Consider the following 17,008-nt stretch of genomic DNA (forward strand, 5'->3'; position numbering starts at 1 on the left):
CCTGCGGCGACCGGCCGGGTTCGTACGGGCGCGACCGGCCGGGCCGTAAGGTCCCCGGCCCGCGGCGACCGGCCGGGCCGTACGGCGGCGCCGGCGGGGACCTAGGGCCGCCCGCACTGATGGCATTCGCCTCTCACCCGGGCGGCGCGCGAGGCGCAGTCTGGATATGTCAGGACTCGTCTCAACCCCCTGGGAAGCACCATGAGTTCCGCGCTCCAGCCATCCACCCGGCACGACGCCGGCCCCGACGCCACAGGCTCGTACGACCCGGCGGACTATCGTCCCGGACGCACCATCACCGAATGGGAGCCGGAGAACGAGGTCTTCTGGCGCTCGGTCGGGCGCAAGGTGGCCACCCGGAACCTGTGGATCGCCGTCCCCGCCCTGCTCGTCGCCTTCGTGGTCTGGCAGGTCTGGTCCGTCACCGCGACCAACCTCAAGGACGTCGGCTTCACCTTCTCCACCTCCCAGCTGTTCTGGCTCACCGCCATACCGGGCCTGACCGGCGGCACCGCCCGCATCCTCTACACCTTCCTCGGCCCGATGATCGGCCAGCGCCGCTTCACCGCGCTGTCGACGGTGGTGCTGATCGTGCCGCTGATCTGGCTCGGTATCGCCATCCAGAACACCTCGACCCCGTACGGCGTCATGGTGATCATCGCCGCGCTCTGCGGCATCGGCGGCGCCAACTTCGCCTCCTCGCTCGCCAACATCGGCTTCTTCTTCCCGAAGAAGGAGAAGGGCAACGCCACCGGCATCAACGGCGGCCTCGGCAACCTCGGCGTCTCCGTCGTCCAGCTGCTCACGCCGATCGTCATCACCTTCTCGACCATCGCGATCGGCTCCGCCCAGCACAAGAAGGACGGCACCCCGGTCTACCTCCAGAACGCCGCGTTCCTGTGGGTGCCGGTCCTGATCGTCCTCGCCCTGATCGCCTGGTTCGGCCAGAACGACCTGAAGGTCGCCTCCACCCCCTTCAGCCGCCAGAAGGTCATCTTCAAGCGCAAGCACAACTGGCTGATGACCTGGCTGTACGTCGGCACCTTCGGCTCCTTCATCGGCTTCGCCGCCGCCCTGCCGTTGCTGATCAAGACGACGTTCCCGGCCTACTCCGTCGCCACCTACGCCTGGATGGGTCCGGCGCTCGGCGCACTGGCCCGCTGGGCCGGCGGCTGGATCGCCGACAAGCTCGGCGGCGCGAAGGTCACCATCATCTCCTTCGTCGGCATGGCGCTCGCGATCATCGGCGTCATCAACTTCCTTCCGGCGGGCGGCGATTCGGGCAACTTCTACGGCTTCTTCGCCTGCTTCCTCGCCGCGTTCTTCTTCTCCGGCGTGGGCAACGGCTCGACCTTCCGGCAGATCCCGGTGATCTTCCGCAACCAGCACCTCAAGGGCCTGACCGAGGGCACCCCCGAGTACGCCAAGGCGCTCAAGCAGTCCGAGATGGAGGCGGGCGCGGTCACCGGCTTCACCTCCGCGATCGCCGCCTACGGCTTCTTCTTCATCCCGGCGATGTTCGCCAACTTCGCGGTCACCAGCGCGATGTGGGGCTTCGTGGCCTTCTACGTCAGCTGCATCGTGGTCGCCTGGTGGTTCTACGCCCGCAAGGGCGCGGAGGCGCCCAGCTAGGCCGCAGATTCTCGGTCGACTTCTCGGTCGACGGCGAAGGGGCCCGCACCTTCCGTGCGGGCCCCTTCGCGTTTCTTCCGGTGCGCATCTCCGTCGCCCCTCGGGTTCATCGGGAAAATTCTTGTGAATGTGTTCACAAGCGAACTAGGGCCCAAAGTCCTGACTAAATGTGCAGGTCAGCGTCCGTGTCAAGAAATGAGGGAGGGGAGGGAGGGGGCTTTCGGCCCGGATTTGGTGACCTCTGCCGCCGCAATTGATCGATCAAAAGGAGTGGAATGGAAGCAGTCGAAGAGCTACCGCTCAACGACGGAGAAGGACACGTCAACGGCGATTCGGAAGGGTGCCCGCCATGACCGCGACCCCCGCAGAGGCAACGAAGAACGGCGCAGCCTGGGACGGCTTCAAGGGCGGACTGTGGCGCGACGCCATCGACGTCCGCGACTTCGTCCAGCAGAACTACACGCCCTACGAGGGCGACGCCGACTTCCTGGCCGGCCCCACCGAACGCACCACCGCCGTCTGGAACAAGCTCCTGTCGATGTTCCCGCAGGAGATCGAGCAGGGCATCTACGACGTGGACGTGAAGACCCCGTCCCGCATCGACGCCTTCAAGCCCGGCTACATCGACGGCACCCCGGCCGACCACAACGACCTCATCGTCGGCCTCCAGACCGACGGCGCCCTCAAGCGCGCCATCATGCCCAATGGCGGCTGGCGCATGGTCGAAGGCGCCCTCAACGCCTACGGCTACGAGGCCGACCCCGAGATCCGCGACGTCTACACCCACCTGCGCAAGACCCACAACGAGGGCGTGTTCGACGCCTACACCCCCGAGATCCGCGCCTGCCGCTCCTCCGGCATCATCACCGGCCTGCCCGACGCCTACGGGCGCGGCCGCATCATCGGCGACTACCGCCGCGTCGCCCTCTACGGCGTCGACCGCCTCATCGCCGCCAAGGAGGCCGACAAGGCGCGCCTCGGCGAGGCCTGGGCGACGGAGACCGTCATCCGCGACCGCGAGGAAATCTCCGAGCAGATCAAGGCGCTCGGCGAGCTCAAGGCCATGGCCCTCTCCTACGGCTACGACATCTCCGGCCCCGCCACCACCGGCCGCGAAGCCGTCCAGTGGCTGTACTTCGCCTACCTCGCCGCCGTGAAGGAGCAGAACGGCGCGGCCATGTCGATCGGCCGCATCGACAACTTCCTCGACATCTACCTCCAGCGCGACATCGAGGCCGGCCTCATCACCGAGGAGCAGGCCCAGGAGTTCATCGACGACTTCGTCATCAAGCTCCGCATCGTCCGCTTCCTGCGCACCCCCGAATACAACGAGCTGTACTCCGGCGACCCCACCTGGGTCACCTGGTCCATGGCCGGCATCGGCGAGGACGGCCGCCCGCTCGTCTCCCGCACCACCTTCCGCGCCCTCCAGACCCTCTACAACCTCGGCCCCGCCCCCGAGCCCAACCTCACCGTCTTCTGGGACAGTGAACTCCCGCTCGGATTCAAGGACTTCGCGTCCAAGGTCGCCATCGACACCTCGGCCATCCAGTTCGAGTCCGACGCGCTGATGCGTCCCAAGTACGGCGACGACACCGCCATCGCCTGCTGTGTCTCGGCCATGGCCGTCGGCAAGCAGATGCAGTTCTTCGGTGCCCGGGTCAACGTCGCCAAGGCCCTGCTCTACGCGATCAACGGCGGCCGCGACGAGAAGAGCGGCAAGCTCGTCGTCGAGGGCTTCACCCCCATCGAGGGCGAGTACCTCGACCACGGGACCGTCGCCGCCCAGTACGACGCGATGCTGGACTGGCTGGCCAAGACGTACGTCCACGCGCTCAACGTCATCCACTACATGCACGACAAGTACGCCTACGAGCGCATCGAGATGGCGCTGCACGACCAGCAGATCCTGCGCACCATGGCCTGCGGCATCGCCGGGCTCTCGGTCGCCGCCGACTCGCTGTCCGCCATCAAGCACGCCAAGGTCAAGGTCGTCCGCGACGAGACCGGCCTCGCCGTCGACTACGAGATCGAGGGCGACTACCCGGCCTACGGCAACAACGACGACCGCGCCGACGAGATCGCCACCAAGATCGTGCACGACTTCATGGAGAAGGTGCGCAAGCACCCCACCTACCGCGACGCCGTCCACACCCAGTCCGTGCTGACCATCACCTCCAACGTCGTCTACGGCAAGAAGACCGGCAACACCCCCGACGGCCGCCGCGCCGGCACCCCGTTCGCGCCCGGCGCCAACCCGATGAACGGCCGCGACCAGCACGGCTACATCGCCTCCGCGCTGTCCGTCGCCAAGCTGCCCTACGACGACGCCGAGGACGGCATCTCACTCACCAACACCATCACTCCCGACGCCCTCGGCCGCACCCCGCGCGAGCGCATCGACAACCTGTCCGGCGTCCTGGACGGCTTCATGGCCAGCAACGGCTTCCACATGAACGTCAACGTCCTCGACAAGGCCACCCTCGAAGACGCCATGCAGCACCCGGAGAACTACCCCCAGCTCACCATCCGGGTCTCCGGCTACGCGGTCAACTTCGTCCGCCTCACCCGGGAACAGCAGCTGGACGTCATCAACCGGACGTTCCACGGGGGGCTTTGAGAGGTCGGGCCGGCGGGGGAGGGGGTCCCCCTCCCCCCCCACCCCCCTCGCCCACCCACCCCACCCGCACCCCCGTTCAGCCCTCGTCCAGGAAGGTCCTGCCATGGCCGTTCTGCTCAGCCCGGAGATCCCCGTCGGCCGGCCGGCCCGTTTCGGCTGCGACGAGGACGCGACCACGCCCGCCGGGGCGGCCACCCGCCGGCCGATCGTGGGCTCGGTCCACTCCTGGGACCTGTCGACCGGCGTCGACGGCCCGGGCACGCGCTTCGTCACCTTCCTTTCGGGCTGCCCGCTGACCTGCCTGTACTGCCACAACCCCGACACCTGGCGGATGCGCAACGGCAAGCGCACCAGCGCGGACGACGTGGTCGCCGAGGCCGCCAAGTACACGACGTTCATCCGGGCGGCGGGCGGCGGCGCCACCGTCAGCGGTGGCGAACCGCTGCTCCAGCCCGTCTTCACCGGCGAACTGCTGCACCGCTACAAGCACGACCTGGGCCTGCACACCGCCCTGGACACCTCCGGTTTCCTCGGCACCCGGGCGACCGACGCGCTGCTGCGCGACGTCGACCTGGTGCTGCTCGACATCAAGTCCTGGGACGGGGAGACGTACCAGAAGGTGACCGGGCGCCCGTTGCAGCCGACTCTGGACTTCGCCCACCGCCTGGCGGACCTCGGCAAGGAAGTCCACGTCCGCTTCGTTCTGGTGCCGGGGCTGACCGACGACCCCGCCAACATCGACGGCGTCGCCTCCTTCGCCGCCTCCCTCGGCAATGTGTCCCGCGTCGACGTCCTGCCCTTCCACAAGCTGGGCGAGAGCAAGTGGCAGGCCCTCGACATGAACTTCACCCTGCACGACACCCCGTCACCGGCCCCGGCCGCGCTGACGGCGGCCCGCGAGATCTTCACCTCGCACGGTCTGAACGCGGTCTGAGTTCTCGCCGGGGCCGACGACTCACCCTGTTGATCCCTAAAACAGGTGATTCACCCCTTCCTGTCTCTACCGTGAGGACGTGACCGAGCCCCCCGCGCCTCCCGCCGCACCCCCGGACGCGTCCTCCCCGGGCGGGCCGCCGCCACCGGTGGTGGCCGTTGCCGTCGCGCGTGCCCCGCGTTCCGTGGCGCTGCGCGCGACCCTGGCCGGTGTGGCCGTGTCCCTGCTGCTGATCCTGGCCATCGTCTTCGGCAGCCGGCTGCTCAAGGACTTCGACTCCGCCCTCCTTCCGTACGCGGTCGCCACGGTCTTCCTGGCCTTCGGTGTCGCCTACCGCTACACCGTGTGGATCTCCTCTCCCGGCGCGCGCCGCCTGTTCAAGCAGGGATGGCGCAGCCTGTTCTCGGTCGCCAACTTCCGCAAGGCCCCCACCGCCCTGCCGAAGATGATCGCCACCTATCTCGGCTTCCAGAAGTTCCTCGGCGCCCGCTCGCACGCCCGCTGGGCCGCCCACCAGCTCATCTTCTGGGGCTGCATCCTGGCCGCCGCGATCACGTTCCCGCTGACCTGGGGCTGGTTCACCTTCACCTCGGGGTCAGGTGCGGGCCCCGGGTACGAGATGCGGATCTGGGGGTTCAAGATCCTCGGGTTCGACGCGCTGAGCGTGGTCGGCTGGCTGATGTTCCACGGTCTGGACATCGCCGCCGTCCTGGTGATCCCCGGCGCCTCGTATTTCCTGTGGCGGCGGATGAAGGACCGCGGCGCCATCACCGGGCAGCGCTTCGGCTACGACCTCGTCCCGCTGATCGCGCTGATCGTCATCTCCGTGACGGGGCTCCTCCTCACCTTCTCGTCGATCTTCCTGCACGGTGGCGGCTACGAGTTCCTGGCGATCCTGCACATGGTGTCGGTGGTGTTCACGCTCATCTACATCCCGTTCGGGAAGTTCTTCCACATCGTGCAGCGGCCGGCCGCGGTCGGCATGCAGCTCTTCAAGTACACGACCCGCCAGGACGAGCAGGTCTTCCCGTGCAAGCGCTGCGGTGAGCCGATCGACACCGCGCCCTACGTCGAGAACCTGCGCGGCACCATGCGCGATCTGAAGCTCGACTTCGACGCATGGGCCCAGTACTGCCCGCGCTGCAAGCGGGTGCTGCGCGGCACCGCCTACCTCAGCCACGTCAAGAAGGGCTTCAAGTGAGCAGCCCCATTCCGCTGGACCCTTCGATCGCGCCGCCCGGCACCCGCAACTTCCGGGACGCGGGCGGAATCCCCGCCGACCAGTGGCACGCCGACCAGAACGGCGAAACCCTGGTGCCCACCCACTGCTGCTTCTGCGGGGTGCAGTGCGGCATGTATCTGCGGGTCGACCGCGCGGGCAAGGTGTTCGGCGTCGAGCCCCGCAATCACGACATCAACCGGATGCGCCTGTGCCCCAAGGGCATCAACGCCTACCAGCAGGTCAACCACCCCGACCGGCTGACCGCGCCGCTGATGCGCCGCTCCCGAGACGAGCCGTTCCGGGAGGCATCCTGGGAGGAGGCGCTGGATTTCACGGTCGCCGAGATCCGCCGCATCCAGGGCGCGTACGGCAATGACGCGTTCGGGCTGCTCGGCGGGGCGAGCCTGTTCTCCGAGAAGACGTACCTGGTCGGCAAGTTCGGCCGGGTCGCGCTCAAGACACGGCACGTCGACTACAACGGCCGGCTGTGCATGGTGTCCGCGGCCGGCGCCAACAAGCTGGCCTTCGGCATCGACCGGGCGGGCAATCCGTTCTCCGACATCCTGCTCACCGACTGCCTGCTGATCGCCGGGTCGAACGTGGGGGAGTGCTTCCCCGTCATGACCCAGTACCTGTGGGGCGCGCGGGACCGCGGGGCCAGTCTCATCGTGGTCGACCCGCGCGAGACGGCCATCGCCCGGACCGCCGACATCCACGTCGCCCTTCGCCCCGGCACCGACGCGGCCTTCTTCAACGCCGTACTCCACGTCGTCATCGAGGAGAACCTCGTCGACAAGGAGTTCGTCGCCGAGCACACCACCGGCTGGGACGAGGTGCGTGCCGCCGTCGCCGACTGCACGCCCGAGACGGCCGCCGACATCTGCGGAATCCCCGCGTCGCAGGTCGTCCAGGTGGCCCGGGCCTTCGCGGGCGCCAAGCGGGCGATGGCCTGGCACGCCCGGGGGATCGAGCACCATTCGCAGGGCGTCGAGAACTGTCTGACCGTCATCAATCTGTGCACCGCCACCGGCCACCTCGGCAAGCCCGGCGCCGGTTACGGCACCATCACCGGCCAGGGCAACGGGCAGGGCGGACGCGAGCACGGCCAGAAGTCCGATCTGCTGCCCGGCGGGCGTTCCATCTCGAACCCGGAACACCGTCGGCAGATCTGCGAGATCTGGGGCATCGAGGAGAGCGAACTCCCGCCCGCGGGAACCTCGATGATGGAAATGGTCTGGCAGATGCAGCGCCAGGAGATCCGCGGCCTGATCGGCATCTGCAACAACCCGTTCGTCTCGCTGCCCAACTACGCGACGGTCAAGAACGGGTACGACACCCTGGAGTTCCACGCTCAATTCGACTTCTTCCTTTCCGAGACCGCGGCCAACGCGCACGTCGTCTTCCCCGTCACCACCTGGGCCGAGGACGAGGGCGTGATGGCCAACGCCGAGGCGAGGGTGGTCAAGCACAACAAGGCGCAGGAGCCCCCGCCCGGGGTGCGCACCGACACCTGGGTGATGTGCCAGCTGGCCGGGCGCCTGGGGGTGGGCGACAAGTTCGACTATCCGGGCTCCCGCGAAGTGTTCGAGGAGCTGCGCATCGCGTCGGCCGGGACGGTCAACGACTACTACGGCATCACCTACGAACGCCTGGAGGAGACCGGCGGTATCGCCTGGCCCTGCCCCTCCACCGACCATCCGGGCACGCCCCGCCTCTTCGAGGGCGGCAGGACCTCGCACCCGGACGGCAAGATCCATATGCAGGTCGTCGAGTGGCACCCGCCGATGGACCCGTACGACGAAGAGCACCCGATGTCGCTGACCACGGGCCGTACCGTGGCGCACTTCCTGTCCGGCAACCAGACCCGCCGGCTCGGCGCGCTCGTCGAGCAGACGCCGCGCCCGTGGGTGGAGGTCCATCCCTCGCACGGCTTCCGCAACGGTGACCCGGTGCGGGTGGTGACCCGGCGCGGCAGCGAGGTCTTCCCGGCGCTGGTGACCGAGGCCATCCGGCCCGACACCGTGTTCATCCCGTACCACTGGCCCGTTCCGACGGCCGCCAACGCGCTCACCATCGACGCCCTCGACCCGCGTTCCAAGATCCCCGAGTACAAGGTGTGCGCCTGCCGCATCGAGGCCGCCGAGCGGATCGACGAGGTGCCGGCGCCGCCGACCGCGCCGGGGCAGGTGGCGTATCCGGCGGCGCAGGTCTCGCGCACCGACCCCCTGCCGCCCACGTCCCCGCAGGGCCGTGGCACCGCGGAGAGGAGCTGACGTCCCATGATGGGCAGAACGATCTTCATCGACCCGGGGCGCTGCATCGGCTGCCAGGCCTGTGTGTCCGCCTGCCGCGAGTGCGACTCGCACCGCGGCAAGTCCATGATCCATCTCGACTATCCCGACGAGGGTCATTCCGTCGCCTCCCTTCCGACCGTCTGTATGCACTGCGAGGACCCGGTCGCCCCGTGCGCCGAGGTGTGTCCCGCCGACGCGATCCTGGTGACCGCGGACGGTGTGGTGCAGCAGGCCGACACCACCCGCTGCATCGGCTGCGCGAACTGCGTCAACGCCTGCCCCTTCGGCGTACCGAAGATCGACCTCCAGGCGAAGCTGCAGATGAAGTGCAACCTCTGCTACGACCGCACCGCCTACGGTCTGGCTCCCATGTGCGCCACGGTCTGCCCGACCGGTGCGCTGTTCTACGGGACCGTCGAGGAGCTGCGCGCCGAGCGCCCCGGGGTCCAGGTCGCCGACTCCTTCACGTTCGGCGATGTCGTCGTCTCCACCGGAGTGGCCATGGTCGTGCCCGCCGACAAGGTCCAGTGGCCGGTGCCCGGCGGGCTCCCGATCGTGGAGGTCAACGGGAAGGACGTGACCCGATGAGCGTCACCGACCAGTCCCCCGTCGCTCCCGACCCGGGCGCCGACCCGGCCCAGGCCGCCCTCCACGACCGCATCGCCGCGGACTCCCTCACCACCCGCCGCGACTACCTCCGCATCGTCGCCACCGTCTCGGGCGGTCTCGCGGTCGGCGGCCTCGCCGTGGCCGGGGGAGTGCTGCACCGGCACGGCGACGGCGACAGCCCGCCCGACGCCAAGCGCGTCGCGCAGGTGCTCGCTCCCGGTGAGTCCGTGGCCTTCCGCTTCCCCGGCGAGGACGACCGCGCGGTCGCCGTCCGGCTCAAGGACGGAACCCTCGTGGGCTACTCCGCCGTCTGTACGCATCTGGCCTGCGGGGTGCTGTGGCGCGAGGACCGCGGCACCGAGGGCGAGCTGTACTGCCCCTGCCACGAGGGCGTCTTCGACGCCCGTACCGGCGAGGTCACCGCGGGGCCGCCGCCGCGTCCGCTGCCCAAGGTGCTGCTCGTCGAGGAGGCCGACGGGGCCGTGTGGGCGGTGGCCACGGCACGCTCCGGCGAGAGCGAGGAAGCCGCCATGTGCCGGCAGTTCGCCGACAAGCGGCCCGACCTGGCAGCCCGCCTCGGCTGCCCCGCCGCCAAATCCGAGCCGGCCGAGAGGAGCGAGCGGACATGACCCCCGGACCCGCCGATTCCACCGGTCCCACCGATCGCCCCGATCACCCCGATCGCCCCGGGATCCCCGACGGCAACCCGACCCCCGGCTTCGACGGGCGGCCCGGCCCGCACGGCAGCTCCCCCAGCTCCGGCGGGCACGGCGGCTTCGGCGGTGCGCCGGGCCCCGACGGCCTGCCAGCACCCGGCGGGCACTCCGGTCCCGCCGGAGGCTCCCGGCCGGGCGATGGCCCCGACGTTCCCCCGCGGCCCGCGTACACCCCCGGCTCCGCGCAGCGGCGGCTCAACCGGCCGGTCCGCGAGCGCTACCCGCAGATCCGCGCGACCAGCGGCTACGGCGACCCCCGGACCCGGCACACCGGGCCCGGACCGGGTGCGGGCACCGAGCAGGAGCCGGAGCGCTCCGCCAAGCTGACGGCCCGTCTCACGCTCGCGATCACCGTGGTCATCGGCCAGCTGTGGGGGCTCACCGTGGTGGTCAACGAATGGATGCGGGGCAACACCGGCACCGCCTGGTGGGGCGCGGGTTTCCTCTGCCTTTCGTTCCTGGTGGTCCTGGGCATCTGGGCCCTCGACCCGAAGGACCGCTGACCCGGGCCCGGACGGACCCTGGCTCGGATCGTGGCCCGGACCCTGGCCCGGACCGGGCCCCCGCCGTGGCCCCGGGAACGTGGGTGCGAGCCCTGTCGGTCGCGGGGCCCCTGGGCTCCGGCCCGGCGGCCGGGCCGCGGGCGCTCGCGCAACCCGCCGTACCCTGGAGCCATGAGCACCGCCCCCACCCCCGGACCGCGCGACCCGGAAGCAGCGTCCACACCAGCGCCGACTTCAGCGCCGACTTCAGCGCCGGATTCAGCGCCCAAGGAGCGGCCGAAGCCCAAGCCGCGGCTGGTCTTCGACGATCCGCTGGACCAGCAGTCGGCGGACGACACCGACCGCGGGTGGGGCGAACGACCGGCGTCCGCGGGCAGCGCAGCCGACCTGGCACGCTTCCTCGACGAGAAGCCGCCCCACCACATCTGAGCGGTCGAAGCCGGTACCGGTTCTAGAACTCCACGCCCGGGCCGGATCCGGGGCCCGCTCCCGGACCGGTGCCGGGACCGGCACCCGTGCCGGGGCCCGTACCGGGGCCGCGCTGGGAGATCAGGGCGTCGCGGATCTCCTTGAGCACCTCCAGCTCGCTGACCTCCATCGTCTCCTTCACTCCCTGCTGCTGGGCCCGCCGGGCCAGGTACTTGGCCATCGGCAGCACCATCAGGAAGTACACGACCGCGGCGGTGACGAGGAAGCTCAGCAGGGCGCTGAGCACTCCGCCCCAGAGGATCTGAATGCCCGAGTCGCCGGTGCAGGGGGCCTTGAAGCAGGAGCTGTAGTGGTCCAGGTCCTTGGTGCCGAGCGCGCCGACCAGAGGGTTGATCACGCCCTTCACGATCGAGTTCACGATGTTGGTGAACGCGGCGCCGATCACCACGGCGACGGCCAGGTCGATCACGTTCCCGCGCATCAGGAAGGCCTTGAAGCCGGCCAGTACGCCTGTCTTCTCCTCGCTCACCAATGAGCCTTTCTTCGCATGTGCAGGGGGTGGGGCAAACTCCTGCGCCACCTTGGACAGCGCAGCGTCGCGCTGTCCAATCCATGCACGCGTACTGGTGACTTGACCGTTCGCCCGTGCGAATCAGCACAGTGTCACCGCCAGGCGGGACGAGGGGCCGGTGCCCACCAGCACCCGGGCGGTCTCGCGCGGCACGGCGAGCACGATCAGCGCTCCGGCCTCCGGCGTGCCGGTACCCGCTCCCGGGACTCGCTCGACCCGGGCGCCCGTTGCCAGCACCCGGGCCTCCCCGCCGCTCGGCGAGGGCGGGTCGGCGGCGGCGATCACATCGACGAGATCGCCGGGCCTCAGCAGCCGTACGGTCTCCGCGTCCGCGATCCGTACCGGAGCGGACACCACCCGGGCCTCCCGGGCCTCCCGCGCCGGTCCGCGTTCCCGTGGTGCCGGGGCCGCGGGCGGATGCGTACGCTCGGCCGCCTGCGGGCTGGACACCGCGAGGGCGGCCGCCGTGACGGCGAGGCCCGCGGCCACCGCACGGCGGCGCCTGCGCATCGCGCGCCGCAGGGCGTGCTGCCCGCCGCGCACCCGAAGCGGCGGGAAGAACGGCACCCCGCAGGGCTCGGGCGCGGGCGCGGGAGGCAGGAAGGGGCGGGGGCGGGGAGCGGGCGAGGAGGTTGCCGCGGGGACGTGGCCTGCGGGGCCTGTCTGGCCTACAGGGTTCGCGGGGCCTGCCTGGCCTACGGAGTTCGCGGGGCCTGCGAGGTCTGCGGACATGGTGATCACTGCCGATCGTGGAGAGCCTGTGCTGCTCGGTCGCTCCTCACGATCCCCTGCCCCGCGGGATCTCGCCGGGGCCTGTGGACGGCGCCCCGCTTGTGGACAACTCGCTCACCCGGATGGGGAGTTCACCGTCCCGCCAGGCGGTGGGTTCGCAGTCCCCGGCCAGGCGGTGAGCTCACCGTCCCCCCGTCAGGTCACGGCAGTTCGATGCCGAGCTCCCAGCCGTCGTGCGCGTGGGTGCACAGGCAGTCCCGGTCCTCGGTGGCCGGCAGTGCGCCGACCGCGTCGAAGAGGACCTCGCGCAGGCGGGCCACGTTCTCGCCGAACACCTTCAGGACCTCGGCGTGCGAGACGCCCTCGCCGGTCTCGGCGCCCGCGTCCAGATCGGTGACCAGGCTCAACGAGGTGTAGCAGAGCCCGAGTTCGCGGGCCAGGACGGCCTCGGGGTGCCCGGTCATGCCGACCACCGACCAGCCCATCGCCGCGTGCCACGTGGACTCGGCGCGGGTCGAGAAGCGAGGGCCCTCGATGACGACCATCGTCCCGCCGTCCACGGCCTGCCAGCCCCGCCCGTCCGCGGCGGTCAGGGCCGCCTGGCGGCCGCTGGGGCAGTAAGGGTCGGCGAACGTGGTGTGCACGACGTTGGGGACGGAGCCGTCCGGCAGCGGCAGCCCGTCGAAAAAGGTCTGTACGCGCGCCTTCGTGCGGTCCACCAGCTGGTCCGGTACGAGCAGCGTGCCCGGCCCGTACTCGGGGCGCAGCCCGCCGACCGCGCACGGGCCGAGCACCTGGCGCACCCCGACCGAGCGGAGCGCCCACAGGTTGGCGCGGTAGTTGATGCGGTGCGGGGGCAGGTGGTGGCCGCGGCCGTGGCGGGGCAGGAAGGCCACGCGCCGGCCGGCGATCTCGCCGACGAAGAGCGAGTCGCTGGGGGAGCCGTAGGGGGTGTCGACCTGGACCTCGGTGACGTCCTCAAGGAAGGAGTAGAACCCCGAGCCGCCGATGACGCCGATCTCTGCGTTAACCATGGCGGTCACACTAACGGGGTCGAAAACGCGCGAACCCCCGCCGGTGTGGGGCGGGGGTCGAAAACGCGAGGACCCCGCCGTGGTGCGGCGGGGTCCTCACGGGAAGGCTGGGTCAGGCGGCCGGGCTGGCGCTCGACGAGGACGAGCCGGAGCCCGACGACGAGGAGGAGGCCGCGGGCTTGGCGTCCGAGCCGGACGACGTCGAGGTCTTCGACGCCGACGACGAGGCGGGCGAGCTGCTCGACGACGCGCCGCGACTGTCGTTGCGGTAGAAGCCGGAGCCCTTGAAGACGATGCCGACCGCCGAGAACACCTTCTTCAGGCGTCCCTCGCAGTTCGGGCACACGGTCAGGGCGTCATCGGTGAACTTCTGCACCGCCTCAAGGCCCTCGCCGCACGCGGTGCACTGGTACTGGTAGGTCGGCACTTGTCTTCCTCCTGGCACTCTCACTCGATGAGTGCTAACGACGGTCCATAGTGACGTATTCCCCGGGATCAGTCCACCGTGACGGGAACACGGTGACCGACGCCACGCGCCACGGTACGTGCCGCCGGGCGCGGAGTGAGCCGCGAGCGCAGGGCGAGGAGCGTCACCAGGGCCAGCGCGGTGCCCGCCATCGGCACCAGGAATCCGGCCGTCGAGCCATGGGCGTCGGTCAGCCGGCCGGCCACCGTGACCGCGGCGGCCTGGCCGAGCGCGACGGCGCCCGTCAGCCAGGTGAACGCCTCGGTGCGCGAGGTCGACGGGACCAGCGACTCGACCAGCGTGTAGCCGGTGATCAGCGCCGGGGCGATGCACAGGCCGACGATCAGGCCGAGGCCGCCGAGCAGCAGCGCGGACTGCGCCGCCCACAGGCCGGAGGCCGCGATGGTCAGCGCCGCGTAACCGGCGATCAGCCGGGTGCGGGGAGCGGACTTCCAGGCGATGGCTCCGCAGGCGATGCCCGCCAGCATGTTGCCGGCGGCGAAGATGCCGTAGAGGACGCCGTTGATGCCCGGGTTGCCGATCTCCTCGGCGAACGCGGTGAGCGAGACCTGCATGCCGCCGAAGACCGCGCCGATGCCGAGGAAGGCCATCGCCAGGACGCGTACGCCCGGGATGGACAGCGCGGAGGTGTGTTCGGCCTGCTCCAACTCGGCGGCGCTGCGCACCGGCGGCTGGGTGGCGCGGCGGGCCGCGAACAGCAGGCCGCCGACCAGGGTGAGCGAGGCCTCGGCGATCAGGCCGGCCGCCGGGTGCACGCCGGTGCACAGGGCGGTGGCGAGGACCGGGCCGATGACGAAGGTGAACTCGTCCGTCACGGACTCGAAGGCGGCGGCGGTCGCCATCAGGGGCGAGCCGTCGAGCTTGTTCGCCCAGCGGGCCCGCACCATGGGCCCGACCTGCGGGACCGAGGCGCCGGTGGGCACGGCGGCGATGAACAGTGCCCACAGGGGCGCGCCGGCCAGGGCCAGCGCGGTCAGCGTCGAGACCGAGGCCGCGTGGACCAGGACGCCGGGCACCAGGACGGCGCGCTGGCCGAAGCGGTCGGCGAGCTTGCCGCTCTGCGGGGCGAACAGCGCCATGGACACGCCCGTGAAGGCGGCCACCGCACCGGCGCCGCCGTACGAGCCGGTCGTGTGCTGGACCAGGAGCAGGATGCCGATGGTGAGCATCGCGAAGGGCTGCCGGGCGGCGAAGCCGGGCAGGAGGAAGGACAGTGCGCCGGGTGTGCGCAGCAGCCGGCCGTAACCGGGCCGCTTGTCAGAAGTGACCGTGGATGCCACGGCCCCTTGCCTTTCTGCCGCCTGGTAGCGCGCCCCATGCACAGATCTGTGGGTGCGGGCGTTGCCGAGAGCTGTCCTCTTGCGCGGATCTGCGGTAGATGCCGGGGTGCTGCGGGGAGCCCCCGACCGCCATACGGTCGCGCCAGCTCTGCGTCAGGCAGAGTTGGTCGATCAGTGGTGTGCCTTCATGATACAGAGTCCTGGCACTCCGTGCCTACGATTCCGCACGGAGTGCCAACTTTCAGCCTGTGTTTATGCGGCCGACATACGGTTTAACGCCGTGCAACGCGGCTTAATGCGCCGTTCTTCCGGGCTTCGCCTTCTTGCCGGCGTTCCCGGTCCCGTTCTTGGCCGGCTCCCGCGTGCCGCCGGTGCCCAGCCAGCCCGCGAGCTTGCCGCCCTGGCCGACCGCGCGGAGCCGGGCCTCGGCCGCGTCCCGTACCGGATCGGTGGCGACCACCAGGAGTTCGTCGCCCTGGCGCAGCACCGTGGTGGGCCCGGGGACGAAGCTCTTGCCGTCCCGTACGACCAGGGTGACGGCCGCGCCGGGCGGCAGCCGCAGCTCGTGCACCTCGACGCCGTGCATCCGCGACTTCGGCGGGATCGCCACCGACAGCAGATGGCCGCGCAGCCGCTCCAGGGGCGCCGATTCGACGCCGAGGTCGGCGGCCTCGTCGGAGTCCGAGAGCTGGAGCTTGCGGGCCAGCCACGGCAGCGTCGGGCCCTGGATCAGGGTGTAGACGACGACCAGGATGAAGACGATGTTGAAGACCTTCTCGCTGCCGTCGACCCCGGAGACCATGGGGATGGTGGCGAGAATGATGGGCACGGCGCCGCGCAGGCCCGCCCAGGACATCAGGGCCTTCTCCTGCCACGGGATGCGGAACGGCAGCAGGCTCAGCAGTACTTCCAGCGGCCGCGCCACCATGGTCAGGACGAGTCCGATGATGACGGCCGGCCAGAAGTCGGCGGCCAGGTTGTGCGGGGTGACCAGCAGGCCGAGCAGGACGAACATGCCGATCTGGGCGAGCCAGCCGAGTCCGTCCGCGAAGCCGCGGGTGGCCGGCCAGTGCGGCAGCTTGGCGTTGCCGAGCACCATGGAGGCGAGGTAGACCGCGAGGAATCCGGAGCCGTGGGCCATCGCGCCGGCCGCGTAGGCGGACACGGCGATCGCCATCACCGCGATCGGGTAGAGGCCGGAGGCGGGCAGCGCCACGTGGCGCAGTCCGTACGAGCCGAGCCAGCCCACCGCGAGCCCGATGGACGCGCCGATGGCCAGCTCCAGGGCTATCTTCCCGACCAGCATGTACCAGGAGTCGACCGGCCCCGGCGTCGAGAAGGCGACGACCAGGATCACCACGGGGGCGTCGTTGAAGCCGGACTCGGCCTCCAGCACGCCGGTGATGCGCGAGGGCAGCGGCACCTTGCGCAGGACCGAGAAGACGGCCGCGGCATCGGTGGACGACACCACCGCGCCGATGATCAGCGCCTGCCGCCACTCCAGGCCCACCAGGTAATGGGCCCCCGCCGCCGTGACGCCCACGCTCACCGCGACGCCGGCGAGCGACAGCACCACGGCCGCCGGCAACGCCGGTTTGATCTCCTTCCACTTCGTGCCCAGGCCGCCCTCGGCCAGGATCACCACGAGTGCGGCATAGCCGATCACCTGCGTCAGTTCGGCGTCGTTGAACGTGACGTTGAAGATGCCGTCCTGCCCGATGGCGATCCCGATGCCGAGATACAGGAGCAGGCTGGGGAGCCCGCTGCGGGAGGAGATGCGCACCGCCGCGACGGCGATGAGCAGGACGAGCGAGCAGATGAGCAGGAGTTCGTTGAGCTGGTGGACAGTCAGTGGCCGATCCTTCCCCTCAGGTGCCGCCAGGCACCCCCTGAAAATCGTGCATCCCCAAGCGCCTGGTGCGCATCCGGGGACTCCCGGGGCACC

At 70.3% G+C, this 17,008-nt stretch carries 15 protein-coding genes; 9 read left to right on the plus strand and 6 right to left on the minus strand.

Features of this window, described 5'->3' with window-relative positions:
- Positions 1-201 precede the first annotated feature (201 nt).
- The 9 genes from CG740_RS06995 (at position 202) to CG740_RS07035 (ending at position 10,959) form a co-directional block, all read left to right on the plus strand.
- Positions 202-1,632, plus strand: coding sequence for an MFS transporter (locus CG740_RS06995; protein ID WP_100574066.1), 1,431 nt, complete (start codon positions 202-204; stop codon positions 1,630-1,632).
- Positions 1,633-1,981: 349 nt separating this feature from the next.
- Positions 1,982-4,252 (plus strand): formate C-acetyltransferase, encoded by a 2,271-nt coding sequence (gene pflB, locus CG740_RS07000; protein ID WP_100574067.1) that lies wholly within the window; start codon positions 1,982-1,984, stop codon positions 4,250-4,252.
- A gap of 103 nt (positions 4,253-4,355) precedes the next feature.
- Positions 4,356-5,186, plus strand: a complete 831-nt coding sequence (gene pflA, locus CG740_RS07005; RefSeq protein ID WP_100574068.1) for a pyruvate formate-lyase-activating protein — start codon at positions 4,356-4,358, stop codon at positions 5,184-5,186.
- Positions 5,187-5,265: 79 nt separating this feature from the next.
- Positions 5,266-6,387, plus strand: coding sequence for an MFS transporter (locus CG740_RS07010; protein WP_376215332.1), 1,122 nt, complete (start codon positions 5,266-5,268; stop codon positions 6,385-6,387).
- A complete protein-coding gene (locus CG740_RS07015; RefSeq protein ID WP_234376107.1) occupies positions 6,384-8,681 on the plus strand; it encodes a molybdopterin oxidoreductase family protein in 2,298 nt (765 codons plus the stop codon). Before CG740_RS07010 ends, CG740_RS07015 begins: the two co-directional genes overlap by 4 nt.
- Positions 8,682-8,687: 6 nt before the next feature.
- The gene (locus CG740_RS07020) at positions 8,688-9,290 is read left to right on the plus strand and encodes a 4Fe-4S dicluster domain-containing protein (RefSeq protein WP_100574070.1); all 603 of its coding nucleotides are present in this window, start codon (positions 8,688-8,690) and stop codon (positions 9,288-9,290) included.
- Positions 9,287-9,940 carry a QcrA and Rieske domain-containing protein gene (locus tag CG740_RS07025; RefSeq protein ID WP_100574071.1) on the plus strand — a complete coding sequence of 218 codons (654 nt, stop codon included), beginning with the start codon at positions 9,287-9,289 and terminating at the stop codon, positions 9,938-9,940. Before CG740_RS07020 ends, CG740_RS07025 begins: the two co-directional genes overlap by 4 nt.
- 173 nt (positions 9,941-10,113) lie before the next feature.
- The gene (locus CG740_RS07030; RefSeq protein ID WP_100574283.1) at positions 10,114-10,530 is read left to right on the plus strand and encodes a hypothetical protein; all 417 of its coding nucleotides are present in this window, start codon (positions 10,114-10,116) and stop codon (positions 10,528-10,530) included.
- A 171-nt stretch (positions 10,531-10,701) separates the two neighbouring features.
- Positions 10,702-10,959 carry a hypothetical protein gene (locus CG740_RS07035; RefSeq protein WP_100574072.1) on the plus strand — a complete coding sequence of 86 codons (258 nt, stop codon included), beginning with the start codon at positions 10,702-10,704 and terminating at the stop codon, positions 10,957-10,959.
- 22 nt (positions 10,960-10,981) lie between these two features.
- Here CG740_RS07035 and mscL read toward each other — a convergent pair whose 3' ends face one another.
- The 6 genes from mscL to CG740_RS07070 all read right to left on the minus strand — a co-directional run bounded on the left by mscL (position 10,982) and on the right by CG740_RS07070 (position 16,915).
- Positions 10,982-11,488, minus strand: a complete 507-nt coding sequence (gene mscL, locus CG740_RS07040; protein WP_100574073.1) for a large conductance mechanosensitive channel protein MscL — start codon at positions 11,486-11,488, stop codon at positions 10,982-10,984.
- 123 nt (positions 11,489-11,611) lie between these two features.
- Positions 11,612-12,097 (minus strand): hypothetical protein, encoded by a 486-nt coding sequence (locus tag CG740_RS07045; protein ID WP_324901066.1) that lies wholly within the window; start codon positions 12,095-12,097, stop codon positions 11,612-11,614.
- A gap of 365 nt (positions 12,098-12,462) precedes the next feature.
- Complete coding sequence (locus CG740_RS07050) at positions 12,463-13,296, minus strand: S-methyl-5'-thioadenosine phosphorylase (protein WP_100574074.1); 834 nt, start codon at positions 13,294-13,296, stop codon at positions 12,463-12,465.
- A gap of 112 nt (positions 13,297-13,408) precedes the next feature.
- The gene (locus tag CG740_RS07055) at positions 13,409-13,723 is read right to left on the minus strand and encodes an FmdB family zinc ribbon protein (RefSeq protein WP_100574075.1); all 315 of its coding nucleotides are present in this window, start codon (positions 13,721-13,723) and stop codon (positions 13,409-13,411) included.
- A gap of 68 nt (positions 13,724-13,791) precedes the next feature.
- Positions 13,792-15,063: an MFS transporter gene (locus tag CG740_RS07060; protein ID WP_100574076.1), complete on the minus strand. Its 1,272-nt coding sequence runs from the start codon at positions 15,061-15,063 to the stop codon at positions 13,792-13,794.
- A gap of 292 nt (positions 15,064-15,355) precedes the next feature.
- A complete protein-coding gene (locus CG740_RS07070; protein ID WP_324901071.1) occupies positions 15,356-16,915 on the minus strand; it encodes a potassium/proton antiporter in 1,560 nt (519 codons plus the stop codon).
- Positions 16,916-17,008 lie beyond the last annotated feature (93 nt).

This window comes from Streptomyces sp. CB01201, assembly GCF_002803085.1.
GTDB classification, from domain to species: domain Bacteria; phylum Actinomycetota; class Actinomycetes; order Streptomycetales; family Streptomycetaceae; genus Streptomyces; species Streptomyces hundungensis.